Source organism: Micrococcus sp. CH7, from assembly GCF_001595485.1.
GTDB classification, from domain to species: domain Bacteria; phylum Actinomycetota; class Actinomycetes; order Actinomycetales; family Micrococcaceae; genus Micrococcus; species Micrococcus luteus.
In genome coordinates, this window is the sequence record NZ_LOSQ01000005.1 from 76,157 (window position 1) to 103,025 (window position 26,869).

19 protein-coding genes and 1 pseudogene are annotated in these 26,869 nt (G+C 74.6%); 12 read left to right on the forward strand and 8 right to left on the reverse strand.

The genetic code is table 11. The features are described 5' to 3' along the window. Positions 1–43: 43 nt before the first annotated feature. The 4 genes from AUV08_RS02545 to AUV08_RS02560 form a co-directional block, all read right to left on the reverse strand. A complete protein-coding gene (locus AUV08_RS02545) occupies positions 44–1,117 on the reverse strand; it encodes an NAD(P)-dependent oxidoreductase (protein ID WP_044659527.1) in 1,074 nt (357 codons plus the stop codon). Beyond that, a complete protein-coding gene (locus AUV08_RS02550; protein ID WP_061867234.1) occupies positions 1,114–4,050 on the reverse strand; it encodes an alpha/beta fold hydrolase in 2,937 nt (978 codons plus the stop codon). The genes AUV08_RS02545 and AUV08_RS02550 overlap by 4 nt, the downstream gene beginning before the upstream one ends. Positions 4,051–4,068: 18 nt before the next feature. Further along, entirely contained in the window at positions 4,069–5,100 is a 1,032-nt protein-coding gene (locus AUV08_RS02555; protein WP_044659529.1) for a 3-oxoacyl-ACP synthase III, read from the reverse strand. Positions 5,101–5,241: 141 nt separating this feature from the next. Continuing rightward, positions 5,242–7,848: a DNA topoisomerase (ATP-hydrolyzing) subunit A gene (locus AUV08_RS02560; RefSeq protein WP_061873083.1), complete on the reverse strand. Its 2,607-nt coding sequence runs from the start codon at positions 7,846–7,848 to the stop codon at positions 5,242–5,244. Between the two features lie 48 nt (positions 7,849–7,896). Between AUV08_RS02560 and AUV08_RS02565 the strand changes: the two genes are divergently transcribed. From AUV08_RS02565 to AUV08_RS02575, 3 genes are read left to right on the forward strand one after another with little or no spacing between them, the layout of a single operon-like run. Beyond that, positions 7,897–10,626 (forward strand): GNAT family N-acetyltransferase, encoded by a 2,730-nt coding sequence (locus tag AUV08_RS02565; RefSeq protein ID WP_061873084.1) that lies wholly within the window; start codon positions 7,897–7,899, stop codon positions 10,624–10,626. A 57-nt stretch (positions 10,627–10,683) separates the two neighbouring features. Then, a complete protein-coding gene (locus AUV08_RS02570; RefSeq protein WP_036382843.1) occupies positions 10,684–11,352 on the forward strand; it encodes a DUF5998 family protein in 669 nt (222 codons plus the stop codon). After that, positions 11,349–12,530: an alkaline phosphatase family protein gene (locus tag AUV08_RS02575; RefSeq protein ID WP_036382815.1), complete on the forward strand. Its 1,182-nt coding sequence runs from the start codon at positions 11,349–11,351 to the stop codon at positions 12,528–12,530. The genes AUV08_RS02570 and AUV08_RS02575 overlap by 4 nt, the downstream gene beginning before the upstream one ends. A gap of 24 nt (positions 12,531–12,554) precedes the next feature. Here the strand turns inward: AUV08_RS02575 and sepH are convergent, their stop codons facing one another. Further along, the gene (gene sepH / locus AUV08_RS02580; protein ID WP_061867237.1) at positions 12,555–13,994 is read right to left on the reverse strand and encodes a septation protein SepH; all 1,440 of its coding nucleotides are present in this window, start codon (positions 13,992–13,994) and stop codon (positions 12,555–12,557) included. Positions 13,995–14,283: 289 nt separating this feature from the next. On the opposite strand from sepH, the gene AUV08_RS02585 reads away from it, so the two are divergent. After that, the gene (locus tag AUV08_RS02585; protein WP_002858157.1) at positions 14,284–14,583 is read left to right on the forward strand and encodes a DUF4193 domain-containing protein; all 300 of its coding nucleotides are present in this window, start codon (positions 14,284–14,286) and stop codon (positions 14,581–14,583) included. 19 nt (positions 14,584–14,602) lie between these two features. On the opposite strand, the gene AUV08_RS02590 is transcribed toward AUV08_RS02585, so the two are convergent. Further along, complete coding sequence (locus AUV08_RS02590; RefSeq protein ID WP_061867238.1) at positions 14,603–15,145, reverse strand: DUF3093 domain-containing protein; 543 nt, start codon at positions 15,143–15,145, stop codon at positions 14,603–14,605. A 117-nt stretch (positions 15,146–15,262) separates the two neighbouring features. On the opposite strand from AUV08_RS02590, the gene dut reads away from it, so the two are divergent. From dut to AUV08_RS02610, 4 genes are read left to right on the forward strand one after another with little or no spacing between them, the layout of a single operon-like run. After that, on the forward strand, positions 15,263–15,745 hold the full coding sequence (gene dut / locus AUV08_RS02595; RefSeq protein ID WP_061867239.1) for a dUTP diphosphatase: 483 nt from the start codon (positions 15,263–15,265) through the stop codon (positions 15,743–15,745). Next, positions 15,742–16,518 carry a DUF3710 domain-containing protein gene (locus AUV08_RS02600; RefSeq protein ID WP_061867240.1) on the forward strand — a complete coding sequence of 259 codons (777 nt, stop codon included), beginning with the start codon at positions 15,742–15,744 and terminating at the stop codon, positions 16,516–16,518. Before dut ends, AUV08_RS02600 begins: the two co-directional genes overlap by 4 nt. Continuing rightward, on the forward strand, positions 16,515–16,832 hold the full coding sequence (locus tag AUV08_RS02605) for an OB-fold nucleic acid binding domain-containing protein (RefSeq protein WP_061867241.1): 318 nt from the start codon (positions 16,515–16,517) through the stop codon (positions 16,830–16,832). Before AUV08_RS02600 ends, AUV08_RS02605 begins: the two co-directional genes overlap by 4 nt. A gap of 23 nt (positions 16,833–16,855) precedes the next feature. After that, entirely contained in the window at positions 16,856–17,560 is a 705-nt protein-coding gene (locus AUV08_RS02610; protein WP_020625079.1) for a DUF3159 domain-containing protein, read from the forward strand. On the opposite strand, the gene AUV08_RS02615 is transcribed toward AUV08_RS02610, so the two are convergent. Both AUV08_RS02615 and AUV08_RS02620 read right to left on the reverse strand, forming a co-directional pair. Continuing rightward, a complete protein-coding gene (locus tag AUV08_RS02615) occupies positions 17,512–18,225 on the reverse strand; it encodes a TrkA family potassium uptake protein (RefSeq protein ID WP_036382825.1) in 714 nt (237 codons plus the stop codon). The genes AUV08_RS02610 and AUV08_RS02615 overlap by 49 nt on opposite strands. Next, the gene (locus AUV08_RS02620) at positions 18,222–18,923 is read right to left on the reverse strand and encodes a TrkA family potassium uptake protein (RefSeq protein ID WP_020625081.1); all 702 of its coding nucleotides are present in this window, start codon (positions 18,921–18,923) and stop codon (positions 18,222–18,224) included. Before AUV08_RS02620 ends, AUV08_RS02615 begins: the two co-directional genes overlap by 4 nt. 134 nt (positions 18,924–19,057) lie before the next feature. Between AUV08_RS02620 and AUV08_RS02625 the strand changes: the two genes are divergently transcribed. The 4 genes and pseudogenes from AUV08_RS02625 to AUV08_RS11690 all read left to right on the forward strand — a co-directional run. After that, entirely contained in the window at positions 19,058–21,010 is a 1,953-nt protein-coding gene (locus tag AUV08_RS02625; protein WP_036382845.1) for an APC family permease, read from the forward strand. A gap of 159 nt (positions 21,011–21,169) precedes the next feature. Further along, the gene (locus AUV08_RS02630) at positions 21,170–22,642 is read left to right on the forward strand and encodes a class I SAM-dependent RNA methyltransferase (protein WP_020625083.1); all 1,473 of its coding nucleotides are present in this window, start codon (positions 21,170–21,172) and stop codon (positions 22,640–22,642) included. Positions 22,643–22,843: 201 nt separating this feature from the next. Beyond that, on the forward strand, positions 22,844–25,546 hold the full coding sequence (gene acnA / locus AUV08_RS02635) for an aconitate hydratase AcnA (protein ID WP_061867243.1): 2,703 nt from the start codon (positions 22,844–22,846) through the stop codon (positions 25,544–25,546). A 230-nt stretch (positions 25,547–25,776) separates the two neighbouring features. Next, positions 25,777–26,494 (forward strand): annotated as a pseudogene (locus AUV08_RS11690) (transposase); the annotation flags it as partial. Positions 26,495–26,869 lie beyond the last annotated feature (375 nt).

Sequence of the window (26,869 nt, forward strand, 5' to 3'; positions counted from 1 at the left end):
AACGAAAGCTCGGGACGGGCGCTCGTTCCGGCCGCGGCGGGCGTCAGCGGTCGCGGTAGTACGCCGCGACGCGGTGCAGGCCCTCGTCGATGCTCACGGTCGGCGTCCACGCGAGGACCTCACGGGTGCGACGCTGGTCGAACCAGTGGGCGGTCGAGAGCTGCTCGGCGAGGAACTCGGTCAGCGGCGGCTCGCCGTCGTCGGAGCCCACGCCCCGGGACCGCAGCCCGAACAGATCCCGCTCCCACGCCCGCTCGATCAGGGCACCGGCGCGCCGGGCCAGGCCCGCCGGGACGCGGCGTTCGGGCTCCGCGGCGCCGCCCGCCAGCGCGATCTGGCGGATCAGCTCGCCGACCGGTCGCGGCTCGCCGTTGGTGACCACGAGGGCCTCGCCGTGGTGCACGTCGGCCGCGGACACAGCCGCCACCACGGCCTCGACGGCGTTGGCCGTGTACAGCGTGTCGACCAGGGGAGCGCCCGTGCCGAGCACGGGCATTCGCCCGGCCCGCGCGCGCTGCACGATCCGGTCGGTGAGCTGCAGGTCCCCGGGCCCCCACATCAGGTGGGGGCGCAGCACCAGGACGCGGAAGTCGTCGCGGTCGGCGGCCAGGGCCAGTCGCTCGCCGGCCGCCTTCGTGCGCGCGTAGGGTCCGCGCGCGTGCTCGGGGCTGGCGGCTCCGGCGCCCTCGCCGACGATGGAGTCGCCGGCGTGCGCCACGGAGGGGGAGGAGACGTGGACGAAGCGTCGCACGCCGTGGCGCTGTGCGGCGTGCAACAGGATGCGCGTGCCCTCCACGTTCACGGCCTCGTACTCGTGCTCGGGGCCGGACACGGACACCTTCGCGGCCACGTGCACCACGGTGTCCGCGCCGGTCAGGGCCTCCTCGACGGCGGCCGGGTCGGTCACGGACCCGCGCACGTCCCGCGCACCGGGCACGCCCGACGGACGCCGCTGCAGGGTGGTCACGTCGTTGCCGGCATCGGCGAGCACCCGGGCGACGCCCGCACCCAGCAGCCCCGAGGCGCCGGTCACCAGGACGCGGCGCGACGCGAGGCGCTCGACGAGGTCGGGCATCCCGGCGGCGTCGAGGTCGACGTCGTAGCCGAAGCCGCTCACAGCGCACCCACCTTCCCGCCGGCGAGCACGGCCTCCGCCCAGTCGGCCACCCGGGCGCGGTCGATCTTGGAGTTGTGCCGGATGTCCGTGGGGATCTCATCGGCCACGAGCACCGCGGCCACCGGCAGCGGCTCGAGGGCCGCGCGCACGGCGGAGGCCAGCGCGGTCGGGGCGAGGCCCTGCTTGGGCCGGCCGTCCCGGTGGTGACCCGGGCGCCGCGCCGGGCGCGTGGCCGGCACGGCCGCCTCCACGACGACGACCACGGCCTGCGTGCCCCGGGGCCCGACGCCGACGACGGCGCTGCGTCGCACCGGCCCGAGCGCGTCGACGGTCTTCTCGGGCCCACCCGGACCGACCGGGCCCTCGGGCGTGGTGATCACGTGCTGGAGCCGACCCTCGAGCCAGACGCGGCCCTCGGCGTCGAAGTGGCCGACGTCGGCGGTGCGGTGCCATACCCGGCCGTCCCGCCGCCACAGCCCGTCGCGCTTGCTCTGCTGGTCGGTGTGCCAGAGCGCGTCGTAGCGGTCCTTCAGGTGGGGGGCGCTGACCACGATCTCGCCGAGGACGCCGTGGCCCCGCGCGGGGTCGAGGATGACGTCCTCGGCGCTGCCGTCCTCGAGCAGCGGCGCGATGGCCAGGGACACCGTGGGCAGCGCGGAGCCCACGCAGACGCCCTCGTCGTCGGCGGCGCGCAGGCGCTGCACCTCGGCGCCGTCGATGTCCGTGAGCAGCAGCCCCTCGGTCATGCCCCACGGCGTGTGGACCCGGGCGTTCGGCATCAGGTCCGAGACCTGACGCATCAGCTGCGGGTGCACGGGGGCGCCGGCCGAGAGCACGAGACGCACGGCGTCGAGCGCCTCGCGCCGGGGCGCGTCGAGGCCGTCGGCGGTCGCGACCACGTTCGCCAGGGCGGCGGGGGAGGCGAACAGCACGCTCGACTGCCCGGCGATCGCGGCGTCGGCCAGCTTCTGCGCGGTGAGGGTGGCTGGCTGGGTGACATCCATGTCCGGGGAGACGGACGCGGCGCCGAGGGCGGGTCCGAGCAGCGCGAACGGGGCGAAGCCGGCCAGCAGGGAGCCGCCCGGGCGGATGCCCAGGGTGCGGGAGATCAGCGCCACGAGGCGGCCCAGCCGCTCGTGCGTGTACACGACGCCCTTGGCCGGGCCCGTGGAGCCGGACGTGAACAGCACCGCGGCGTCCGCGTCCAGGGCGGGCTCGGGCAGCACGGTGCCGTACTCGTCGACGGCGTCGCCCGTGGCCGGGTCGCGGTGGCGGTCCACCATCGCGTAGAGCGAGTCGGAGACGTCGAGCAGGCGGCGCTGGGCGGCGCCCGGCTCGGTCACGGAGATCCGGGTGCCCGGCCAGGACTGGGCGCGGGCCAGCGTCAGACCGGGGGTGCGGCCGATGATCCAGCGGGGGCGGGCCGACTTCATCGCCCGGGTCATGCCCTTGACCCCGAGGCCCTGGTCCGCCACCACGGCGACGGCGCCCACGCGCAGCACGGCGTACAGGGCCGCCGACAGGTCGCGACCCGGCGGCACGAGCATGGCGACCCGGTCGCCCGGTCGCATGCCCGCGGCCCACAGCCCGGTCGCGATGGCCGAGACCATCTCCTGCAGCTCACCCCAGGTGACGGCCACGGGGCGGCGGGCGGTGCCCACGAGCGAGCGGCCGGCCTGGGCGCCGGCCATGTCCACCAGCGCGGTGTACTCGCGGTGGTCCGAGCCGGGGGCGCCCCAGTCGCGCAGGTGGTCCCAGAGCCGGACCACGCCGGGCTCGCGGGCTCCGGGCTCCTCCCCGAGGTCCACCTCCAGGCCCGGGTCGGCGGCCGCGTCGGCGGTGGCGTGCGGGACGGGGCCCGGCAGCCCCGAGGCGGGGTCGGAGAGCTGGCCGCCGCGCAGCAGCTGGGCCCACTGCAGCAGGGGCGCGGTGATGTCGCGGTCGTCCACGAGCAGGTGCCCCGCCCGCTCGTAACGCTGCACGCGCGCGTGGGGCAGGCGGTCGCGGAGGTCGTCGAGGTAGCGGTCCAGGAAGACCGGGTCGTCGGCGCCCCACAGGATGAGGGCGGGCACGTCGGTACGGCCCAGGGCGGCGAGGTCCTCGCCCACCCGCTGCAGTTCGGGATGGCTGCCGTGGCCGGGGTCGGCCGGGATGTCCGCGACGAAGCCGCCGACGCCGCCGCGTCGGGCCGCCGTGTCGTAGGGCAGGTGGTAGGCGGCCCGCGTCTCGCGGTCGAGGGCCGGGGTGGCGAGGGAGGTCGTCACGGAGAGGAAGGCGTCCGTGGTGACGGTGGAGGCCGGCAGGACGGGCCCGGCGAGGGCGGCCTGCAGCGGGGCGGGGATCGGCGCCCCCTCGGGCTGGTGGACCGCGGTGTTCAGGGTCGCGACGCCGGCCACCAGCTCCGGATGACGCGCCGCCCAGCCGAGGGACACGACACCGCCCCAGTCGTGGCCGAGCGTGATCAGCGGGTGGCCGGTGGCTGCCAGGTCGCGCAGCCCGAGAGCCGCCAGCAGGGCGTCCAGGTCGGCGATGCGGCCGCCCAGCGTGCGGTAGGTGTCGCCGGCACGGCCCATCGACGCGGCGGACGGGGAGCCCGCGTGCGCGAGGCGCTCGGAGAAGCCCATGTCCAGCTGGTCCGGCGCCACGACGCGCCACGCGGCCATGCCCCGGCGTGCCCGGCGCACGGTCTCCGCGAGCAGGGACCGCCACAGCCAGGACCACGTCGGGTTGCCGTGCACCGCCACGATCGTGCCGACGATCTCCGCCCCGGCCGCGGCGAGCACGGGACCGGTGTCCGCCACGTGCAGCGTCCGCACGGTCCCCTCCGGGTCCGCGGCGGAGCGGATCTCCACGAGGCGGGACCACGCCGGGTCCCAGCCGGGCAGTCGGTCGGCCGGCGGCAGGGCGGCGGGGGCGGCGGGGATCTGGGGCATGGCTCTGGCTCCTTCAGCTCACCATTCGATCTCGAGCATCGCGGTGTTCAGGCCCGAGCCCACGCCCAGGCAGACCACCGTGTCCCCGTCCTCCAGGGCGTCCATCTCCCGCACGAGGGTGATGGGCAGCGACGCCGGGCCGACGTTGCCCAGCGTGGGGAACGTCGTCGGGATGCGCGCCGGGTCCAGGTGGGCGGACTCCGCGATCGCGTCGGTGTGCATCTGCGAGACCTGGTGGGTGATGAACCGGTCGGCCTCCGGCCACGCCCACTCCGCCGGGACGTCGTGCCACGCGTCCATCACGAGCTCGAGACCGTCCTTGAGCAGGGCGGTGGAGTCGGTGTACATGCCGTGGTGGTCGCCCACGCACAGGCCGTGGTGGTCGGTGCCGGCGCGGGTGATCCCGCGGACGATCCGATGGGCGTCCGGGTGGTCCTCGATGCGGCCGACGACGGCGGCGGCGGCCCCGGAGCCCAGCGTCAGGGACGCGAACTGCTCCATGAAGTTGCCGCGGTGCGTGGTCTCGGCGTGCAGGTTGGCCACGGTGGCGGCCTGCACCTTCGAGGCGTCCTCGGCGGCGACCACGACCGCGTAGTCGATCTGGCCGGCGTCCACGAGGGTGGAGGCGAGCATGAGGCCGTTGACGAACCCGAGGCACGCGTTCGTGATGTCGAAGTTGGTCGCCGAGGTCGGCAGCCCCATGAGGTGATGGATCCGCACGGCCACGGAGGGCTCGAGCGTGGCCCGGGTGACCGACGTGTTCACGAGCAGGCCCACCCGCTCCCGGGGGACGCCGGCCTGCTCCAGGGCCGCGACGCCGGCGCGGGCGGCGGCCTCCTGGAAGTCCTCGGTCTCGTCCCAGTTCCGTCGGCTGCGCACACCGGCCACCCGCTCCAGGAGGGAGCCGGGCAGGCGCAGGCGGGTGAGCACCTCCGCCAGCTGGTCGTCGAGGTCCCGCGAGGTGACTTCGACGGGGGCCTCCACCTCGGTGACCGCCAGGAGGGCGGCGCGGGAGTACTCGTAGCTGGCGTTGCCGGACACGTTCGTCACCAGGACCAATCTGCGGGGGGTCGGGGGAGGGGGGCGCTCACCTGCGGTGAGACGACAGCCCACTGTATCGGAGGGGTCGGGCGGGGCGCCCATCCGGGGCGTCGATCGGCCCGAGGCGAACAGGCTCGCCCCGGACCGGGGTCAGTCCGCGGACACGGCCACGGCGTCGTCCTCGGCGGGCGGGACCGAGACGAGTTCGGGGGAGGCGCCGGCGCCGACGGCCTCGATGCGCTGGTCCACGGGCACGCCCGAGCCGTCCCGGCGCCCGTACTCGATCGGCAGCGCGCGGGCCACGCCGGCCCGGGAGGCCGCGAGCGCGGGCGCGGCGCCGATCCAGCCGAGCTCGAGGCCGCTCTCGCCCTTGAGCAGCCGGTGGGCGCGCACGCCGCCGGTGCCGCGGCCCTTGGCCGGATACTCCCCGAGCGGCGTGACCTTGACGGAGCCCGGGGCGGAGCCGAGCACGTCCGCCTCGCCGTCCGTCACGGTCACCACGACGGCGGGCCGTGGGTGGGCGGCGGCGTCCGCACCGGTCTCGGTGAGGGAGGCGGCGGGGGCCACCCCGAACGCGAGCACCGTGTCCCCGGCGGCCAGCCGGATGCCCGCGACACCGCCGCCGGCCGGGCCCTGGGGGCGCACGGCGGAGGCGGCGTAGCGCAGCAGCTGGCCGGTGCGGGTGAGGAAGACGAGCTGGTCGGCCTCGTCCGGGGCGGGGGCGGCGCCGACCACCGCATCGCCGTCCTTCAGGGCGACGGCGTCGACGACCTGGCGGTTCAGGGGCCATTCCGGCCGGACGCGCTTGACGACCCCGTGGGCGGTGCCCAGCGCCAGGACGGCGTCCAGGGGGACCAGGGCCACGAGCGTCTCGCCCTTGGCCAGGGGCACCAGCTCCGCGGCGGGGACGGCCGCGGTCATCGCGGGGGCCGCGGACGGCTCGCCGGCCGCCGGCAGGTCGACCGCCTGGAGGCGGTGCAGCGCGCCGGCGGAGGTGAGGGCCCCGATCTCGCCGCGGGCCGTCGTCGGGACCACGGAGGCGAAGGCGTCGTGCTTGCGGCGCCGGCCCTGCGGGGCGATCGGCGTGCGGTCCGCGGTGCGCAGCAGGCGTCCGGAGGTGGAGAGCAGGGCCCAGCACGCCGTGTCCGGGACCATCAGGTCCGCCCCGGCCTCCGCGGCGCCGGCGGGGGTGGGCCCGGACGGTGCGGGCCCGGCGGCGGGGGCCGCGGCGGTCTCGGCCTCGAGCAGGACCGTGCGCCGGTCGTCGCCGTGCTCGTCGGCGACGGCCTGCAGCTCGGCCGAGACCACCTCACGCAGCCGCGCGTCGGAGGCGAGGATCGCCTCGAGCTCGGCGATCGCGGCCTGCAGCTCGTCGCGCTCGGCCTCCAGCTCGATGCGGGAGAATCTCGTCAGCTGGCGCAGCCGCAGCTCCAGGATGTGGTCGGCCTGCACCTGGGTGAGGTCGAAGACGCCCATGAGGCGGGTGCGCGCGGCCGTGGTGTCGTCCGAGGAACGGATGATCTCGATGACCTCGTCGATGTCCACGAGCGCCAGCAGCAGGCCCTCGACGAGGTGGAGGCGGTCGCGGTGCTTGCCGAGGCGGTGCCCGGTGCGGCGCCGCACCACGTCCAGACGGTGGTCCACGTAGACCCGCAGCAGGGGCAGCAGGCCCAGGGTCTGCGGCTGGCCGTCGACGAGCGCGACGTTGTTGATCCCGAACGTCTCCTCGAGCGGGGTGTGCCGGTACAGGGCGGCCAGCACGGCCTGGGGGTTGAACCCGGACTTGAGCTCGATCTGCAGGCGCAGCCCGTTCTTGCGGTCCGTCAGGTCCACGACGTCGGCGATGCCGCTGAGCTTCTTCGCGTCGACGCCGGCCTTGATCCGCTCGATGACCTTCTCGGGGCCCACGCCGTACGGCAGCTCGGTGACGACCAGGCCGGTGCGCCGCGCGGAGACCTGCTCCACGGCGACGGCGGCCCGCATGCGGAACGTGCCGCGGCCGGTCGCGTAGGCGTCGCGGACGCCGTCGAGCCCCACGATCCGGCCGCCCGAGGGGAGGTCGGGGCCGGGGATGTGGGCCATGATCGCCTCGAGGTCCGCCTCGGGGTCCGCGAGCAGGTGGCGCGCGCCCGCCACGACCTCGCGCAGGTTGTGCGGGGCCATGTTCGTGGCCATGCCGACGGCGATGCCGGTGGTGCCGTTGACGAGCAGGTTGGGGTAGGCGGCGGGCAGCACGGCCGGCTGCTGGAGCTGGTTGTCGTAGTTGGGGACGAAGTCCACGGTGCCCTCGTCGAGGTCCGCGGTGAGCGCCAGGGCGGCCGGGGCCATGCGGGCCTCCGTGTAGCGCGGGGCCGCGGGGCCGTCGTCGAGCGAGCCGAAGTTGCCGTGCCCGTCCACCACGGGCAGGCGCAGGGAGAACGGCTGGGCGAGGCGGACCATCGCGTCGTAGATCGCGGCGTCGCCGTGGGGGTGCAGCTTGCCCATCACCTCGCCCACCACACGGGCGGACTTCACGTGGCCGCGGTCCGGGCGCAGGCCCATGCGGGACATCATGTAGAGGATGCGCCGCTGCACCGGCTTGAGGCCGTCGCGCGCGTCCGGCAGGGCGCGCGAGTAGATCACCGAGTAGGCGTACTCGAGGAAGGACGCCTCCATCTCCTCGGAGACGTCGACGTCGACGATGTTCTCCTGCTCCAGCGGCAGCGGGCGCGGGGCGTCCTGCTCGGCGGGGCGGGAACGGGATGAACGGGCCATCATGGTGGTCGGGGAGTCCTCACGGCGTCGGGGATTGTCTACAGTGATCCTATGGGTGAGACCGAAGCCGTCCGCGGATATCCCTCCCACTGGGAGGCCGATGTGGTGCTCCGTGACGGTGCGACGGCCCACCTGCGGCCCATCTCGCCCGAGGACGCCGCCGAGCTGCAGCGCATGCACGCCGGGCAGTCCGAGAACTCCATCTACCTGCGCTACTTCACGTACAAGTCCGAGCTGAGCGCCAAGGACCTGGACCGGTTCACCCACGTGGACCACCGGGACCGGGTGGCGTTCGTGATCACCCGCGGCGGCCGACTGCTCGGCGTGGGCCGCTACGACCGCTACGGGGACTCCGACGCCGCGGAGGTCGCCTTCAACATCTCCGACGCCGCGCAGGGCCGCGGACTGGGCTCCATCCTCATGGAGCACCTCGCCGTGGCCGCCCGCGAGAACGGCATCCGCCGCTTCACCGCCGAGGTCCTGCCCGAGAACCGCAAGATGCTCTCGGTGTTCCAGGAGTCCGGCTTCGAGGTGACTCGCCGCTTCGAGGACGGCGTCGTGGCCGTCGAGTTCCCCATCGACCCCACCGCCCGGTGGCGCGCCGTCGTCGAGTCCCGCGAGCACCGCGCCGAGTCCCGCAGCGTCGCCGAGCTGGTCGAGCCCGCGTCCGTGGCCGTCGTCGGCGCCTCCCGCGATCCGCAGGCCGTCGGCTCGCTCGTGCTGCGCCACGTCCTCGAGGCGGGCTTCACGGGAGCCGTCCACGCCGTGAACCGCGCCGCCGAGGACGTCCAGGGCCTCACCGCCCACCGCTCCCTGGCCGACATCGGCGAGCCGGTCGACCTCGTCGTCGTCGCTGTGCCCGCCGACGAGGTCGAGGCCCTCATCCCCGAGGCCGCCGCGGCCGGGGCCCAGGGCCTCGTGGTCCTCACCTCGGGCTACGCCGACGCCGGCGCCGAGGGGCTCGAGGCCCAGCGCCGCCTGGTCTCCCTCGCCCGCGCCCACGGCATGCGCGTGATCGGCCCGGCCTCGGCCGGCCTGGTCCGCACCGACCCCGCGATCCGCCTCAACGCCTCCCCGTCCCCGGGCCTGGCCCAGCGCGGCCCCGTCGGGCTGTTCAGCCAGTCCGGCGCCGCCGGCGCCATGGTCTCCGCCGGCGTCAAGCGCCGCGGGGTGGGGATCTCCACCTCGATCAGCGCCGGCAACCGTGCGGACGTCTCGGGCAACGACGCCATGCAGTTCTTCGAGGCGGACCCCCACACCGCCGCCGTCGGTGTGTACCTCGAGTCGTTCGGCAACCCACGCAAGTTCTCCCGCATCGCCCGGCGGCTCTCCCGCACCAAGCCCGTCGTGGTGGTCCGCTCCGACGTCACCGGGCGCTTCCTGCCCCCGGGCCACGAGACCCGCACCACCCAGGCCCCCGAGGGCACCGTGGACTCGATGCTCGACCAGACCGGCGTGCTCGAGGCCCACACGCACGAGGCCATGCTCGACATCCTCATGGCCGTGGCCAGCCAGCCGCTGCCCACGGGCCACCGCGTCGTCCTCGTGGCCGACTCCCTCGCCCTGGACCGGCTGGGCCGCGACGCCGCGGCCGAGGCCGGGCTGGAGGTCACGGCCACCGTCGGCCTCGTCGGCAGCGAGCAGGGCATCGCCCCGCCCGCCGAGACGCTGGTCTCCGCCGTCCGGGACGCCGTCCGCCACGAGCAGGCCGACGCCGTCGTGGTGCTGGCCCGCCTCGGCCTGCACCAGGCGGACGACGAGCCGGAGCGACTGGCCCACGCCCTCGCCGACGCGACCCGGGACGCCCGCATCCCCGTGCTCGGCTGCCTGACCGACGTCGTCTCCCCGCGCTACCGCGGGGCCACGCTCGGCGCCGCCGGTCCCGTCGACGACGACGCCGAGCCCGGCTCCCTGCAGCCCGGTCTGCCCTTCTACCCGTCGCCGCAGCAGGCCATGACCGTGCTCGGCGCGCTCGCGGACTACGTCCACTGGCGCCGCCAGGAGGTCGGCGAGCCGCTCGAGCCGACCGGCCTGCACCCGCACGAGGCCGAGGAGCTCGTGGAGGCGGCCGCCGCGCGTGCCGAGGGCACCGAACTCGTCCGGCTCTCCGACGAGGAGACCGAGACGCTGCTGGGCCACTACGGGATCACCGTGCTGCCCTCGGCCCGGTTCGAGACCGCCGACGAGGCCGTGGCGGCCGCCGAGCGGCTCGGCTTCCCCGTGGCGCTCAAGGCCGTGGACCCCCACCTGCGGCACCGACTCGACCTGGGCGGCGTCCGCCTGAACGTGGTGGACGCCGACTCCCTGCGCCGCAACGTCGAGCACATGCGCCGTCTGCTCGCGCCGTTCGGCGTGCGCGAGCTCGAGGTCCAGGCCATGGCCCCCGCCGGCCAGGCCTGCATGCTCACGGCGCTCGAGGACCCGCTGCTGGGCCCCGTGGTCTCCTTCGGCATCGCCGGCGACGCCACGGACCTGCTGGGGGACTGGGTGCACCGCGTGCCCCCGCTCACGGACCGGGACGTGGCCCGCATGGTCCGCGCCCCCCGCGCCGCCGTGAAGCTGCGCGGCACCGGCGGGGTGCCCTCCGTCAACCTCGCCGCGCTGGAGGACCTCGTGGGCCGCGTCAGCGTCCTCAAGGACGACCTGCCGCAGGTCGCCCGCCTGCGCTTCGCGCCCGTGCTGGCCGCCCCCGAGGGCGTGACGGTGCTGCAGGCCGAGGTGCACGTCGCCAACGCGGCCCGCCGCACCGACTCGGCCCGGCGCGCGCTGCGCGGCCGCTGACCGGGCCGTCCACAGCGGGCCCGGACGGCCCGGCACCGGACCCGTAGCATGGGGGACATGAGCCCGTTCCGCAGGAGTCACGAGCCCGGCCGTCCCGACCACCGCCCCGACGCCCCCGAGGCCGAGGGCCGGCAGCGCGAGGCCCGCACCCTGGACGGCAGCGGCGGCCTCGACGCCTCGCTCGTCCGCGCCGGCTTCTACCCGGACCTCGTGGCGCACGCCATCGCCGTCGAGCTCGAAGGCCGCACCCCGGACGCGCACCTCGTCCACGTGGACACGCACTTCGACTACGAGGAGATCCACCGGCACATCACGGCCCTCGTGCTCGCCGGGGACACCCTGCTGGCCGTCCACCTCGACGACCACGCCGCCGACCCGGCCGGCCAGGCGGTCCTCGCCCAGGTCTCCACCGAGATGGTCCCGGTCCGCGCCCTCGGCTCCGTGGTCCTGACCACCGGCCACGCCGACCCCGCCCGCTTCCGGCCGTCCGACCCCGTGGCCGAGATGACCCTCGGGCTGATGTGGGCCGGAGGCCAGCGACTGGACCTGCAGCCCGCCGGCTGCGCCGACCCCCAGTGCGACCTCGACCACGGCTACACCGGCACCGCCACCCGCGAGGACCTCGTGATCCGCGTCGCCGCCGACGCCGACGGGCAGGGGGCCGTCGACGGCGCCCTGGCCTTCGCCCGGGCCCTGCGCCGCGCCCACCTGGCGGCCACCACGTGACGGGGCCCGCCCTCCCCGCGGGCGTGGTCCCCGCCGACCGTGCCCTGCGCTCCGTCCTGACCTCCGCCGCGGCCGCCCTCGGTGTCCCGGGCTGTGAGAACGCGCTCGCGGTCCCGGCGGGCCGCCGCGTGGTCGTCGCCCTGGTGGACGGCCTCGGACGGTCCCTGCTGAAGCGCTTCGGCGGCCACGCCCCCACGCTGCGCTCGGCGATGGCCGACGGCGGCCGCGTCCTCGAGGTGGCCGTGCCCACCACGACGGCCGCCTCCCTCACGAGCCTGGGCACCGGGCTGGACGTCGGGGAGCACGGCGTGGCCGGCTACGACGTGCTCGACCCGGACCGGGACGTGGTGATCAATCAGCTGGGCGGCTGGGACGAGGCCACCGACCCGGTGGGGTGGCAGCCGAAGCCCACCGTGTTCGAGCGCGCCGCCGCGGCCGGCGTGGACGCCGTCACGGTCTCGCTGCCCGCCTTCGAGCGTTCGGCCCTGACACGGGCGGGGCTGCGTGGCGGCCGGTTCGTGGCCGGTCGCACCCTGATCGCCCGCGCCCAGGCCGCCGAACGCGTGATGAAGGACGCGCGCATGCCCACGCTCGTCTACTTCTACGTCAACGAGCTGGACAAGGCCGGCCACCGGGACGGCGTGGGCTCGGAACGGTGGCTGCACGCCCTCGAGGAGATCGACGCGGCGGTGCGGCGCCTGGTGGACCGCGTGCCCGCCGGGACGGTGGTGCTCGCCACCGGCGACCACGGCATGGTCGACGTGCCGCCGTCGCGCCGCGTGGACTACGCCGCCCTGGACGAGGCCGGGGAGCTCGCCGACCCCGCGCTGCTCGAGGGGATCGCGCACACCGCGGGGGAGCCCCGCCTCGTGCAGCTGCACTTCCGGTCCGACGCGGGTCCGGACGTGCGCGCGAGGGTGCGGCGCACCTGGGCCGAGCGCTACGGGGCGCACGCGTGGGTGCTCACGCGGGACGAGGCCGTCGACGCCGGCTGGTTCGGCGCCGTCGTCGAGGACCGGGTCCGTGCCCGCATCGGGGATCTGCTCGTCGCCGTGCACGGGGATCTGGCCCTCTACGACGGCCGGCGGGTGCCCCCGCACGCCTTCGAGATGGTGGGCCAGCACGGCGCGCCCACGCGCGCCGAGCGGGAGGTCCCGCTGCTCACCTGGCACCGCTGAGCCCGCCCCGGGGCCGGGCCGGGGTCAGTCGCCCTTGCGGCCGAAGACGATCTCGTCCCAGCTGGGCACGGACGCGCGGCGAGCGGCCGAGCGGGCCCGGGGGCGCGGCGTGACGGTCGGCATGGCAGGGCGCGCGGCACGCTCGCGGGGCGCGGGCTCCGCCCCCTCGTCCTCGACACCCGCGTCCGCGACCTCCGCGACCGCGACCTCTGCGGCAGTGTCCTCGGCGCGGTCGGTCTCGGCGGCCGGCTCCGGCTCGTCGACGACCGGGGCGTCGTCGGCGGTCGTCAGGGCCCCCTCGGCGTCGACCGGGGCGAGCCGCTCGGGCGCCTGGGCGGCCTCGCGCCGACTCCGGTCCTGGTGCTCGCGGGCGATCAGGTGCGCGAGCGCGTCGTCCGACTCCAGGTCCGCGCCCACACGCTGACCCCGGCGCACCCGCAGGATCTCCAGCAGATCGGCGTCGCGGTCGGCGGCCGGGGAGTGCGCACCCGCGGGGGTCACGGCGTCCTCGGCGTCCACGTCGTCCGTCACCGGTTCGGCCGCGGGGGCGCGGGGGACCAGGTCCCAGGCCTCCGCCTCGGACAGGGCGCGGGCCCAGGCGTTCTCGGGTTCGAGGTGGCGTCCGGCCGGGCGGAACGTCCAGAGCGCCGGCGGCTCCTCGCGGGTGGGCAGACTCCTCGCACCGGCCACGGCGAACCGGGCGGCCACGGTCCAGCCGGCCTGGTCCTCGCGCCACGCGTCCCACTCGAGGCTCGCCTCGTCCACGCCCAGCTCGGCGAGCCGGTGCGCGGCGAGCTCGCCGAGCGTCGTGGGGCCGCCGTCCTGGACGAGGTCGGAGTAGAGGTCGGGCCCGCCGACCCAGACCTCGACGGCGCGGGCCTGCCGGGCGATCCAGTCGCGCTCGGCCAGGACGGGGTGACCGTAGGTGCGGATGCGCGAGAAGGCGTTCCCACTCTCCCGGGCCACCTGCTCCACGGAGGCGCCCGCACGGATGCGCTGCTGGATCTCCCGGGGGGTGAGGGGCACGGCCTCCTGGGTCGCGGCGGCCTTGACGGACTCCTGGTCGGTCAGCGGCGCCGGGGTCGGGCCGTCCGCGGTCTCGTCGTCGGCCACGGGCCGCGGGTCGATGCGCGGGGTGAGCGCGAGGTCCTCGTCCGGCCGGGCCGGGCCGGAGGGCGCCTCGGGAGCCCGCTCGCCCTCCTCCGCGGCATCGTCGGCCTGCGTCGTCGCGTCCACCGGTCCCTCGGCGTCCTCGTCGCCCGTCCCGGGGACGTCCATCTCCGTCATGTCGTGCCAGGCCGCGGGGCCGTCCTCGGCCGGTCGCCCGTCCTCGGCCGCAGCGCCCTCGATGACCAGCCGGCGCAGATAGGGGGAGAGGGCGAGCGTGTGCTCCTCACCTTCCGGCCCCGACAGGCGCAGCGCGTCGCCGTCCTCGGTGGGTCCGGTCAGTCGCAGCTCTGCCATGGCGGTGGTCCCTCCCACGTCGTGTTCTGGTCACCGGGCATGTGGACGCCCGGCCGGGCATGCCCCGATCCTAGCCGCCGGGCCGCAGACCACAGCCCGGGCGAGGGGCGCGCGCGCGCGAATCCGCCCTGGGCGAGCATGCCGGTCAACATTTGGCACGGGTTCGGCCATGGTGCACAATCTACGCGCAACGGCGCAGGCCGGTGATGCGTGGCCCGCCCACGACGCCGCCTGCGCAGTGCCGGCACCGGTCCCGGTGCCGTCCCCCACCAGCGGAGCGTGAAACCCCATGGCCACTGACTACGACGCCCCTCGCAAGAACGAGGAAGAGCTGAGCCAGAACTCCATCGAGGAGCTGAAGGCGCGGCGCACGGACACCCAGTCCGCCGTCGTGGACGAGGACGAGGCGGAGGCCGCCGAGGGGTTCGAGCTGCCCGGCGCCGACCTCTCGGGTGAGGAGCTGATGGTGCGGGTGCTGCCCGCCCAGTCGGATGAGTTCACCTGCGCCTCCTGCTTCCTGGTCCGCCATCGCTCGCAGGCCGCGCGTGAGAAGAACGGCCTGATCTACTGCACCGACTGCGAGGGCTGAGCCCCCGCCGCCGGGACGGTCAGCGGTCCTCGGCCGCCCCCTCCTGCCGGGCCATGGTCCCGCCGAGGGCCGCGACCAGCTCCTCCGGACGCCGGGTGCTGGTCAGCCAGTAGGGTGTGCGGTCGCGCTCGTCGGTCAGCTGGATCCGCACGACGGGCGTGATCCAGCCGCGCACGTTCACGAAGGCCAGCCCGTGCAGCAGCGGGCCGCGCTGGGCCCGGGCGTCCTCGCCGCGATACCCCGTGACCTGACCGACGTGGTGCCGTTCGATGCTGGCGCGGCCCACCTGGAGGGTGCGTTCGCGCACCACGATGCGCGGGGTGGTGGCCACCAGGATCAGGACCTCGACGGCGAAGAACGCGACGGCGGCGGCGATGCCCAGCCCGAGGTCGATCGGCGCGAACACGAGGATCGTCAGCGCCGCCAGCATGAGCGCCACGGCCCAGACCCCCGGGGAGGGCGTCAACCGCTCCTCGAACAGGACCGGATCGGGTCCCGCCGCGGCGCCCTCGGGGGCGCGGCGGGAGGCATCGGCGACGGGGTGTTGCTGGGGATCACGCATGGGTCCCAGCTTCCCACATCCGGACTCCGGTCCCGCCGCGTGGCACCGGTGAGGGCGCCCGCCCGGCCGCCTCGACGCGGCCCCGGGCCGGCGGGTGCTCGTGTAGGGTCGGGCCTCGTGACCGACTCCGCCGAGCTGCCCGTGCCCCTGCACGCCCTCGATCCGGGCCTGGCCCCGCCCGCCTACGCGCAGCCGGGCGACGCGGGCGCGGACCTGCGCACCGCCGTCGACGTGACCCTGGCCCCGGGCGAGCGCGCCCTCGTGCCGACCGGCGTGGCGCTGGCCATCCCGGAGGGCCACGCGGGGTTCGTGCACCCCCGCTCGGGCCTCGCGGTCCGTCACGGTCTGAGCGTCGTCAACGCCCCCGGCACCATCGACGCCGGCTACCGCGGCGAGATCAAGGTGCCCCTGATCAACCTGGACCCGACCGAGCCGATCGTGCTGCACCGCGGCGACCGGATCGCCCAGCTCGTGCTGCAGCCGGTCGTGCGGGCCCGCTTCGAGCCCGTGGACGCGCTGCCCGACTCCGAGCGCGGGGCCGGCGGCTTCGGCTCGACCGGCGGCTTCACCGCCGACACCACCCCTGGGAGGACGTCGTGATCTTCGGACGCAACCGCACCGTGCGCCACGAGCAGGTCAGCCTGCCGGCCGAGCTGCTGGAGGAGCGCGACCTCGAGATCGCCGCCGCGCCGGAGGCAGCCGACGTCGGTCCGCACGACGTCGCCACCCGCCCGGATCCCGCCGGCATGATCGACCTGGGGTCGCTGCGCCTGAGGGCCGTCCAGGGCATGAAGCTGCGCCTCGACGTCGAGGACGCGACGAAGCGGATCGTCGCCGCCACCGTCAGCCTCGGCCGCTCGGCCCTGCAGGTCCAGGCGTTCAGCGCCCCGCGCCGCACGGGCCTGTGGGACGACCTGCGCGCCGAGCTGCACGACTCCCTGTCGACCACCGCCCACGCGACCGTGCAGGAGCAGACCGGCCGCTTCGGCATCGAGATCCTCACGCGCGTGCCGGCGGCGCTGCCGGACGGCTCGCCGGGGTGGAACGTCGCCCGGTTCGTGGGCGTGGACGGTCCGCGCTGGTTCGTCCGCGGCGTGTTCCACGGCGAGGCCGCCTTCCAGCCGGAGGCCGCCGAGCCGCTGGAACAGGTGTTCTCCGACCTGGTCGTGGTGCGGGGCGACGAGCCGCTCCCGCCGCGCGAGCTGCTGCCCCTGCGTCCGCCTCCCAACGCGCGCCCGCTGCAGCGTCGCCGCCCGGCCCCGGACGAGGGCCGGGACGTGCTCGCGGACACCGCCGCCGGCCCGGGGGACGGCGCGGCACCGGAGGCCACCGCGCTGCCCGAGCGCGGTCCGGAGATCACGGAGATCCGGTGAGCCCCGCCGTCGCGGCCCACCCGGCCGGCGCCGCAGGCCGCATCGAGCGCCGCGGGGTCATCGCCTCCGTCACGCTGCCCGGCGCGGACGAGGCGACCGTCTTCCGCGCGTCCCTGGCCGACCGCCTGCCCGCACCCGGGAGCATGGCGCCCGCCGAGACGCTGCAGCTGGTCTGGCACGGGCGGCGCCGCGTGCCCGGCGTCATGCCGGGGGAGTGGCTGACGGTCCGCGGCCGCGTCACCCAGATGGATGGCGTGCCCACCCTGCACAACCCCGAGTTCGACCTGGTCGACGCGCCCGAGGCCACGCTCTGAGCACGGCCCCGAGAGGAGAGCCCATGACCGAGCCGCGTGGCCCCGTCACCGCCGCCCCGGACGGGGCCGGCCCCCTGCCGTCTCGAGCCCGCCTGGACGAGCGCGGCCGCCTCGACGCGCTGGGCAGCGTCGGTGGCTGGCGCGGCATCGTCGAGGCCTCCCTGCCCACCCTCGTCTACATGGTCGGCTACGTCGCCACCCAGCAGGTGTGGCCCTCCGGCGTGGCGGCCGTCGCGGTCGCACTCGTGCTGGGCGTCGCGCGCCTCGTCCAGCGCCAGTCGCCGGTCCAGGTGCTGGCCGGCCTCGCCGTCGTCGTCCTGTCCGTCGTGGTCTCCCTGACCACCGGCCAGGCCCGCGACTACTACCTGTGGGGCTTCGTCACCAACGCCGCCTACGGCCTCGCGTTCGCGGTGTCCGTCCTCGTGGGCTGGCCCGCGGCGGGCCTGGTGCTCGGCCTCGTGCGCGCCGAGGGCACCCGCTGGCGGGCCCACCGGCGTCGGCGCCGCGCCTACGCCGCGGCCACCTGGATCCTCGTGGCCGTGTTCGCGCTGCGCCTGGCGGTGCAGGTGCCCCTCTACCTCGGGGACGCCGTCACCGCGCTCGGGGTGGCCCGCCTGGTGATGGGCCTGCCGCTCTATGCCCTGGGGCTCTGGCTCGCCTGGTCCGTCAGCTCGCCCGGTCAGGACGACGGCGTGCCGGCGGACTCCGCCGCCTCCGAGCGTCCCTGAGCGCGGCCCTCGCCGACGAGGAGGCGACGCAGGGCCGGCTCGGCGGAGCCGGCGGCCAGGAAGAAGAGCTCGTCGCCCACCTCCAGGACCTCGTCCGCCGACGCCTGCCGGGGGGCGCCGTCGCGCACGACCGCCACGAGCGGAGCCTCCTGCGGCCAGGACACGGTGCCGATGCGCCGGCCCTCGAGCCAGTGCTCCGCCGGGACCCGGAACTCGGACAGCGCCGCGCCGCCGGCCTCCAGTCTGAGCAGGCGCACGAGGTCCCCGGTCTCCACGGCCTCCTCCACGAGCGCCGTCATGATCGAGGGGGTGGACACGGCCACGTCCACGCCCCACGACTCGTCGAAGAGCCAGTCGTTGAGCGGGTTGTTGACGCGAGCCACGGTGCGGCCGACGCCGAACTCCGAGCGGCTCAGCAGGGAGCACACGAGGTTGACCCGGTCGTCGCCGGTCGCCGCGACGAGCACGTCCGCCTCCAGGGCGCCGCACTGCTCGAGCACGGTCAGGTCGCACGCATCCCCGAGGACGAGGCGTGCGCCGCCGACGTCGGCCTTGCGGGCCGCGTCCGTGCGCGCCTCGACGACGACCACCTCGTGGCCGTGCGCGTGCAGCTCCCGCGCGATGGAGGCGCCCACGGCGCCGGCTCCGGCGATGACGGCCCTCATGCCCGTCCCTCCTCGTCCTCGTCCGTGCCGTCCGGCACGCGTGCCTCGCCCTGCAGGGCGGCCTCCACCTGGTCCCGGCGGTCCACCGGGTAGACGGCGTGCAGCACGTCGCCCTCCTGCAGGCGGTCGCCCGGCCGGGGCAGCTGGCCGTCGCCGAGCCGGGTGAGGTAGGCGATGCGCATCCCCACCGTGGACTCGACGTCGGTCAGCCGACGGCCCCACCACGAAGAGTGGGGGACCAGCTCGGTCACGAGCAGCCGGCCGGAGGCGTCGCGGTGCTCCGCGTCGGCGGTGCCGGCCGGCAGCAGCCGGTGCAGCACCTGGTCGGCCGTCCACTGGATCGAGGCGACCGTGGGGATGCCGAGGCGCTGGTACAGCCGGGCCCGGTCGGCGTCGTAGATGCGCGCCACCACGTGGTCCACGTGGAAGGTCTCGCGGGCCACGCGGGCGGCGATGATGTTCGTGTTGTCGTCCGCGGTCACGGCCGCCAGGCCCTGCGCGCGGTCGATGCCGGCGGCGAGCAGCGCGGAGCGGTCGAAGCCCACGCCGGCCACGAGCTCGCCGGAGAAGCCGGGGGCCAGCCCCTCCACGGTCCGCGGGTCGCGGTCCACGAGGGCGACGCCGTGACCGGCCGCGTCCAGCGCGGCCGCCAACCGGGTGCCCACCCGTCCGCCGCCGACGATCACGTAGTGGGCCATGCCCGTCCCTGCCTCTCGTGCGGTGCTCCGTGCGCCGGGGAGCCGACGCGCGCTCCATCCTCGCATCCGGCGGGCACGTCCGGGAGCATCCGCGTCGCCGCGGCGTCCGGGCCCGGCGGGGGTACCGTGGTGCGGTGGCCACGCTGTCCTCCCTCCTGCGCCGCGGCCTCCTCGGTCGCCCCGTGACGTCGCACGCCGCCGACGAGCCCCGCATGAACCGGTGGCGGGCGCTGCCCGTGACGTCGTCGAACGCCCTGTCCTCCCTCGCCTACGCCCCGGACGAGGTCATCCTCACCCTGGTCGCGGCCGGCACGTCCGCGCTCGCGCTCGGACCCGCCGTCGGCTGGGCCGTCGTCGCGGTGATGCTGCTCATCGTCGTGTCCTTCCGCGCCGCGGTCGCCGCCGTTCCGCACGGCGGCATCTATCACATGGCCGGCATGAAGCTGGGCCCGAGGGCCGGCGTCGTCGCCTCGGCCGCGCTCCTGCTGGACTTCGTGTTCACCGCCGCGGTCTCCGTGGCCGCCTTCGCCCACTTCGTGGCGGCGCTGGCCCCCGGACTCACCGTCGGCAGCCGCGTGCTGGTGGCCTCGGCCGCGCTCGTGGGCGTACTGCTGGCCGCGCTCCGCGGGGTGCGGCTGTCCCGGTGGGTGCTGCCCGTGCTCGTGAGCGTGTTCGTCGCCCTGACCGCGCTGCTCGTCCTGGCGGGCCTGTGGCAGGAGGGCCGTGGGCTGCTCGGCGCGGCGCCGACGGCCGGCTGGACGCAGGAGGGCGCCGGGGTCGGCGGGACCGTCGGCACCGTGGCGACGGCGCTGCTCGCCCTGCGCGCGTTCAGCGCGGGATCGGTGCTGCTCACCGGCGTCGAGGTGCCGGTCTCGAGCACCCGCCTGATGGCCCGGCCGGCCGTGCCCACGGTGCGGTGGGTGCTCACCGTGATGGCCCTCACCCTCGGCGCGCTGACCGTGGGCGTCATGCACCTGGCCCAGCGCACCGGCGTCGTCGTCGGGCTGGAGCTGGAGAACCTCCGGGACGCCGCGGGTGCCGAGGTCACGCCCGACCGCGCCCCCGCCCCCGTGCTCGCCCAGCTCGCGGACACCGTGTACGGCCCGGGCAGCATCCTGTCCGTCGCCACCATCGCGGCCACCGCCCTGCTCCTGCTGTTCGCGGCCAAGTCGGCGTTCCGCTCGTTCCCCGCCCTGGCCGCGCGCGTGGCCGAGGACGGCTACCTGCCCCGGCAGCTGAGGGTCCGCAGCGACCGGCTGGTGCACACGTGGAGCGTCCTCGGGATGGGGGCCGTGGCCCTCTCGCTCGTGCTGTTCTTCGAGGCCCGGACCGCCCTGCTCGTGCAGCTCTACGTCATCGGCGTGCTGCTGGCCTTCACGCTCGCGCAGGCCGGCATGCTGCGGCTGTGGCGCCGCCGGCTCGTGCACACGCCGGGCGCCCGGGCCCGCGCGGCCGTCCGGCTGCGCCTGATCATCACGGCGGTGGCCTGGGTGGTCACGGCGCTGGCGGGCGTCGTCGTCCTGGTCACCCGCTTCACGCAGGGCGCGTGGGTGGCGCTGCTGGCGATCGTGCTCGGCTCGCTGGTGATGGGGCGGATCCGCCGCCACTACGCGGACGTGGACCGCGAGCTCGCACCGGACCCCCAGGACGACGCGCGGGCCCTGCCCTCGCGGGTCCACGTGGTGGTCGTCGTGACCACGCTGGACCGGCCGGCGCTGCGAGCGCTGGCCTACGCCCGCGCGTCGCGGCCGTCCTCCCTCGAGGCCGTCGTCGTGGACGCCGAGCGCGCCGCCACCCTGGAGGTGATCGACGCCTGGGAGCGTGCCGGCCTGCCGATGTCGCTCACCGTGATCGCCTCGCCCTACCGCGACACGGTGGCCCCCCTGGTGCGGCATGTGCGCGAGCACCGACGCCGTTCCCCGCGGGACCTGACCATGGTGTTCATCCCGGAGTACGTGGTCCGGCCGGGCTGGCGCACGCTCCTGCACAACCGGACCGCCACCCGTCAGACGCGGCGGCTGCAGCGGGAGCCGGGCGTGATGGTGGGCTCGGTGCCGTGGCAGGTCCACGAGGGCCAGGGCTCCTGACCGCCCCGGCGTCCCCGGTGAGCGGCGGATGACGCCGTCCGACGGCGCGCCCACGATCGAGGCGACACAGCCACATCGGTCTGCAAGGATGGTGATGATCTGACCAGCCGATGCTCAGGGCAAGACCTGAAGCGCGCTGCGATGCGAGAGGAGCCAGACATGGCAGTCGTCGACACGTCCACAGACGTCACCGGGATCGGGAGGACAATCGAGGTGGAGGTCGGGGCCATGGCCCACGGCGGCCACTGCGTGGCCCGGCACGAGGGGCGGGTCGTCTTCGTGCGCCACGCCGTGCCCGGCGAGAAGGTCCGGGTGGCCCTGACCGAGGCCGAGGACGGGGCCCGCTTCTGGCGCGGCGACGTCGTGGAGGTGCTGCGGCCCTCCGAGTTCCGCCGCATCCACCAGTGGAAGCTCGCGGACATGCTGCGCGCCCACGCCTCGGGTCGCCCGCCCGTGGGCGGCGCCGAGTTCGGCCACATCGTGGTCCCGCACCAGCGCCGGCTCAAGGCCCAGGTCTTCCGGGACACGGTGCACCGCATCGCCGACCTCGCGGTGGAGCCGGAGGTGTGCTTCGCCGGCTCCGAGGACGAGCCCACCGGCCAGCGCTGGCGGACCCGGAACGCGTTCGCGGTGACCCCCCAGGGGCACATCGCGATGCACGCCTACCGTTCGGCGACCCTCTTGCCCGTGCGCAACATGCCGCTCGGCGTGCCGGCCCTCGATGCGCTCGCCCTGTGGGACTGGGACTTCACCGGGGCCGCCCGCGTGGACGTCGCGACGCCGGCCTCCGGCTCCCGCCCCCTCGTGCTGGTGACGCCCACCCCGCAGACGCGGGCGGACGAGGTCAAGCTCGGCCGGCTGCGCACCCGGATCCGCCAGGCCGCCAACGCGTGCGGCGTGGACGTCTCCACCGGCCTGGCCCTGCCCGGCCCGAAGCAGTTCCAGCCGGTCAAGGTCGAGCGCATCACCGGCAAGACCTGGGTCGAGGAGACCGTGGAGTCCGAGCGTGGCGGCACCAAGCGCTTCCGCGTCACGGGTGACGGCTTCTGGCAGGTCCACCAGCACGCCCCGGCCACCCTCGTGGACGCGGTGCTCGAGGACGCCCGTGTCGAGCCGGGCCAGGTCGTGGCCGACCTCTACGGCGGCGCCGGCCTGTTCAGCGCGTACCTGGCGGACGCCGTGGGACCCGAGGGCCGCGTGTACTCGGTGGAGGCCTCCCGCCAGGCCTCGAAGGACGCCCGCCGCAACCTGCACGACCAGCCGCAGGCCTCGGTGCTCAACGGCCCCACGGACAAGGTGCTCGGCAGCTGGCTGAAGTACCCCGAGCGTCCCGTGGCGGACGGCGGCCTCGGCGGTGCCGCGCTGGACACCGTCGTCCTGGACCCGCCGCGGGCGGGCGCGGGGCGGCGGGCGATCGAGCGCATCCTCGCGCTCGAGCCGGGCCGCATCGTGTACGTCTCGTGCGACCCCGCCTCGTTCGCCCGCGACCTGGCGTGGCTGCGCGACGGCGGCTACGAGGTGGAGCGCGCCCGCGTGTTCGACCTCTACCCGGACACCCACCACCTCGAGTCGGTGACCGTGCTGGTGCCGGCCGCCCAGAGCGCCCCGGCCGCGGCCGTCGTCGAGATCTGACCCGGCATCCGCGTGGCGGCCTGCGGGCCGCCGCGCGCCATGCCCGCGTCACACGGGACCGGCGCGGTACCCTGGGACGCAGTGCGGCACCTGTGACGCAGACGACGCCCGTCCCGGACGGGGCGCGGTCCGCGGCCGCGGGTGACCACCCCCCACTGGACGAGCGCCCGGAGGAAACCGGGCGGGAAGAGGAGTCCTCTCGTGACCACCGTCGACAGCTTCGGCTCCAAGGGCGTCCTGGACGTCAAGGGCGCCGAGTATGAGATTTTCCGTCTGAACAAGGTCGAGGGGGCGCAGAAGCTGCCCTACTCCCTGAAGGTGCTGCTGGAGAACCTGCTGCGCACCGAGGACGGCGCCAACGTGACCGCCGACCAGATCAAGGCCCTGGCCGCCTGGGACCCGAACGCCCAGCCGGACACCGAGATCCAGTTCACGCCGGCGCGCGTGATCATGCAGGACTTCACCGGCGTGCCCTGCGTCGTGGACCTGGCCACCATGCGTGAGGCCATCCAGGACCTGGGCGGCGACCCGGAGCGCGTGAACCCGCTCTCCCCGGCCGAGCTCGTGATCGACCACTCCGTGCAGATCGACTCCTTCGGCAACGACGCCGCCATCGAGCGGAACATGGAGATCGAGTACGAGCGCAACGGCGAGCGCTACAAGTTCCTGCGCTGGGGCCAGACCGCCTTCGACGACTTCAAGGTCGTCCCCCCGGGCATGGGCATCGTCCACCAGGTCAACATCGAGAACCTGGCCCGCACCGTGATGACCCGCGAGGTCGACGGCGTGCTGCGCGCCTACCCGGACTCCTGCGTCGGCACCGACTCCCACACCACCATGGTCAACGGCCTGGGCGTGCTGGGCTGGGGCGTCGGTGGCATCGAGGCCGAGGCCGCGATGCTCGGCCAGCCCGTGTCCATGCTGATCCCGCGGGTGGTGGGCTTCAAGCTGACCGGCAGCATCCCGTCCGGCGCCACCGCGACCGACGTCGTGCTGACCATCACCGAGATGCTCCGCCAGCACGGCGTGGTCGGCAAGTTCGTCGAGTTCTACGGCGAGGGCGTCGGCTCCGTGCCCCTGGCCAACCGCGCGACCATCGGCAACATGTCGCCCGAGTTCGGCTCGACCGCCGCCATGTTCCCGATCGACGAGGTCACCCTCGACTACCTGCGCCTGACCGGCCGCTCCGAGGAGCAGGTCGCCCTCGTGGAGGCGTACACCAAGGAGCAGGGGATGTGGCACGACCCGTCCGCCGAGGTCGCCTACTCCGAGTACCTCGAGCTGGACCTGTCCACCGTGGTGCCCTCCATCTCCGGCCCGAAGCGTCCCCAGGACCGCATCGAGCTCACCGACTCCAAGGACCAGTTCCGCAAGGACCTGCACAACTACGCCACGCAGGATGAGGCCGGCGAGGGTCGCCCGTCCAAGCTCGTGGACGTGGCCATGGCAGACGGCCGCCAGTTCCAGCTGGACCACGGCGCCGTGTCCATCGCCTCGATCACCTCGTGCACCAACACGTCCAACCCGTCCGTGATGATGGCGGCCGGCGTGCTGGCCCGCAACGCGGTCGCCAAGGGTCTGAAGTCCAAGCCGTGGGTGAAGACCTCCGTGGCCCCGGGCTCCCGCGTGGTGACCGACTACTACGAGAAGTCCGGGCTGCGCGAGTCCCTCAACGACCTCGGCTTCAACGTGGTCGGCTACGGCTGCACCACCTGCATCGGCAACTCCGGCCCGCTGGAGTCCGAGATCTCCGAGGCCATCCAGGAGAACGACCTGTCCGTGACCGCGGTGCTCTCCGGCAACCGCAACTTCGAGGGCCGCATCAACCCGGACGTGAAGATGAACTACCTGGCCTCCCCGCCGCTGGTGGTCGCCTACGCCCTGGCCGGCACCATGGACTTCGACTTCGAGAACGAGGCCCTGGGCCAGGACACGGAGGGCAACGACGTCTTCCTCAAGGACATCTGGCCGGACCCGACCGAGGTCCAGCAGATCATCGACGCGTCGATCGACACCGAGATGTTCACCTCGCAGTACGCCACGATCTTCGACGGCGACGAGCGCTGGCAGTCCCTGGAGACCCCCTCGGGCTCCACCTTCGAGTGGGACGAGAAGTCCACCTACGTGCGCAAGCCCCCGTACTTCGAGGGCATGACCATGCAGCCGGACCCGGTGTCGGACATCTCCGGCGCCCGCGTCCTGCTCAAGCTGGGCGACTCCGTGACCACGGACCACATCTCCCCGGCCGGCTCCTTCAAGTCGGACACCCCGGCGGGCCGCTACCTGCTGGAGAACGGCGTGCAGCGCAAGGACTTCAACTCCTACGGCTCCCGTCGTGGCAACCACGAGGTGATGATCCGCGGCACGTTCGCGAACATCCGCATCAAGAACCAGCTGCTCGACGGCGTGGAGGGCGGCTTCACCCGCGACTTCACCCAGGAGGGCGCCCCGCAGGCCTACGTGTACGACGCGGCGCAGAACTACGCCGAGCAGGGCACGCCGCTGGTGGTCCTGGGCGGCAAGGAGTACGGCTCCGGCTCCTCCCGTGACTGGGCGGCCAAGGGCACGGCGCTCCTGGGCGTCAAGGCCGTGATCACCGAGTCCTTCGAGCGCATCCACCGCTCGAACCTCATCGGCATGGGCGTGCTGCCGCTGCAGTTCCCCGAGGGTGAGAACGCCGACTCGCTGGGCCTGACCGGCACCGAGACCTTCGACATCTCCGGCATCACCGCCCTCAACGAGGGCACCACGCCGAAGACCGTGAAGGTCACGGCCACCGGTGAGGACGGCAAGGTCACCGAGTTCGACGCGGTCGTCCGCATCGACACCCCCGGTGAGGCCGAGTACTACCGCAACGGCGGCATCCTGCAGTACGTGCTCCGTCAGATCGCCTCGAAGGCCTGATCCACGGGACACAGCCCGCGCGCGGGCATCACGACGGCGACCCGCCGCCCTCCGCACGGAGGGCGGCGGGCCGCCGTCGTCGTGGGCGCCGGGGCCGAAGCCGGTGCAGGACCGCTCTTCATCCCCCAGTGCAGGGACCGGCCAACCCTTGGGCCAGACGGTCCTCGGGCGTGTCTGACAATGAAGCCGGGGGAAGGCCGGCACCCTCGAAGACACGGTCCCGGTTCCAGATGCTCTCCCACGCCCCCACAGGCCGGCAGGGCCGGCCTTTCGCCGATGCCGTCACGATGGTCGACGCCATCATCCACCGGTACAGGTGCTTCGATCCCCTGGCGGGACCTGCCCGAGATCTACGGGCCCTGGCTGAGTCGTGTGGACCTGGCACGGCCGCATGGCCGAAGAGGGCACGTGGGACACGGTGCTGGCAACACTGACCGCCGCAGCGGATGCCGAAATCGTGATCGATTGGTCGGTCTCGGTGGACTCCACGATCGCCCGCGCCCATCAGCACGCGAGGAACACCACCCGGCTCACAGGGGGCTGGATCGAACGACAAGGAATCCGCGTGAAGAGCCCGCCGACCACGGCCTCGGGCGCTCACGGAGCGGGCTGAGCACTAAGACCCATCAGCTGGTCGACGGTGCTGGGCGAGAGGGCGTACTCCTCGCGGGCGATCGGCACCCATCTGCGCGCCGGTGGCATCAAGGCCGTCCTCCCCAACCGGCTGACCAGCAGGGCCACCGCAGACGCCGCGGCTCGGCCGGCGGCCGACCCGTGGGCCTGGACTCGGAGGCTTACACGGGCCGGAACGTGATCGAGCGCCAGGACGCGCACCTGAAGCAATGGCCGGGCCTGGCGAGCAGGTACGACGAGTACGCGATCGTGTACTGGGCTGCCGTGGTCCTGAATGCTGTGCTCGCGTGGTCGACGGCATTGTCGGACACGCCCGAGTGGCGTGTTCGAACTGATCGACGATCCAGGTCAAGTGCTCGAGAAGCTCGGCGAGGCTCAGCACCGGCAGGTATGAGCGTGAGGACCTGGACAGAGAGGATCCCCCGAAATGCACATCGTGAAACAGAGTGAGCGATGTAGTGCTCTTCAGTTGGCACTGGTTGATATTGGTCGACGAGGCTTCAGCCCGGTCTGGTGATGCCCTGCGATGACTCTGAAGCCGGCTCTCGGGCGAATCCTCACATCGGGACGCCGAGACCCTGTGGGAGTCCAAGGATGGGACTGGGCTGACCCCGTTTCGTAGGTCCAGTCGTTATGAGAGTCGTCCTGTTGCCCGCGGTCGCGGGCAGGGAGACTGGTCAGATCATGACG

Coding starts and splice junctions, on each gene's coding strand:
- AUV08_RS02550 (WP_061867234.1), bottom strand. CDS start 4,050: ATGCCCCAGATCCCCGCCGCCCCCGCCGCCCTGCCGCCGGCCGACCGA.
- AUV08_RS02560 (WP_061873083.1), bottom strand. CDS start 7,848: ATGATGGCCCGTTCATCCCGTTCCCGCCCCGCCGAGCAGGACGCCCCG.
- AUV08_RS02565 (WP_061873084.1), top strand. CDS start 7,897: ATGGGTGAGACCGAAGCCGTCCGCGGATATCCCTCCCACTGGGAGGCC.
- AUV08_RS02570 (WP_036382843.1), top strand. CDS start 10,684: ATGAGCCCGTTCCGCAGGAGTCACGAGCCCGGCCGTCCCGACCACCGC.
- sepH (WP_061867237.1), bottom strand. CDS start 13,994: ATGGCAGAGCTGCGACTGACCGGACCCACCGAGGACGGCGACGCGCTG.
- AUV08_RS02585 (WP_002858157.1), top strand. CDS start 14,284: ATGGCCACTGACTACGACGCCCCTCGCAAGAACGAGGAAGAGCTGAGC.
- AUV08_RS02590 (WP_061867238.1), bottom strand. CDS start 15,145: ATGCGTGATCCCCAGCAACACCCCGTCGCCGATGCCTCCCGCCGCGCC.
- AUV08_RS02610 (WP_020625079.1), top strand. CDS start 16,856: ATGACCGAGCCGCGTGGCCCCGTCACCGCCGCCCCGGACGGGGCCGGC.
- AUV08_RS02615 (WP_036382825.1), bottom strand. CDS start 18,225: ATGAGGGCCGTCATCGCCGGAGCCGGCGCCGTGGGCGCCTCCATCGCG.
- AUV08_RS02620 (WP_020625081.1), bottom strand. CDS start 18,923: ATGGCCCACTACGTGATCGTCGGCGGCGGACGGGTGGGCACCCGGTTG.
- AUV08_RS02630 (WP_020625083.1), top strand. CDS start 21,170: ATGGCAGTCGTCGACACGTCCACAGACGTCACCGGGATCGGGAGGACA.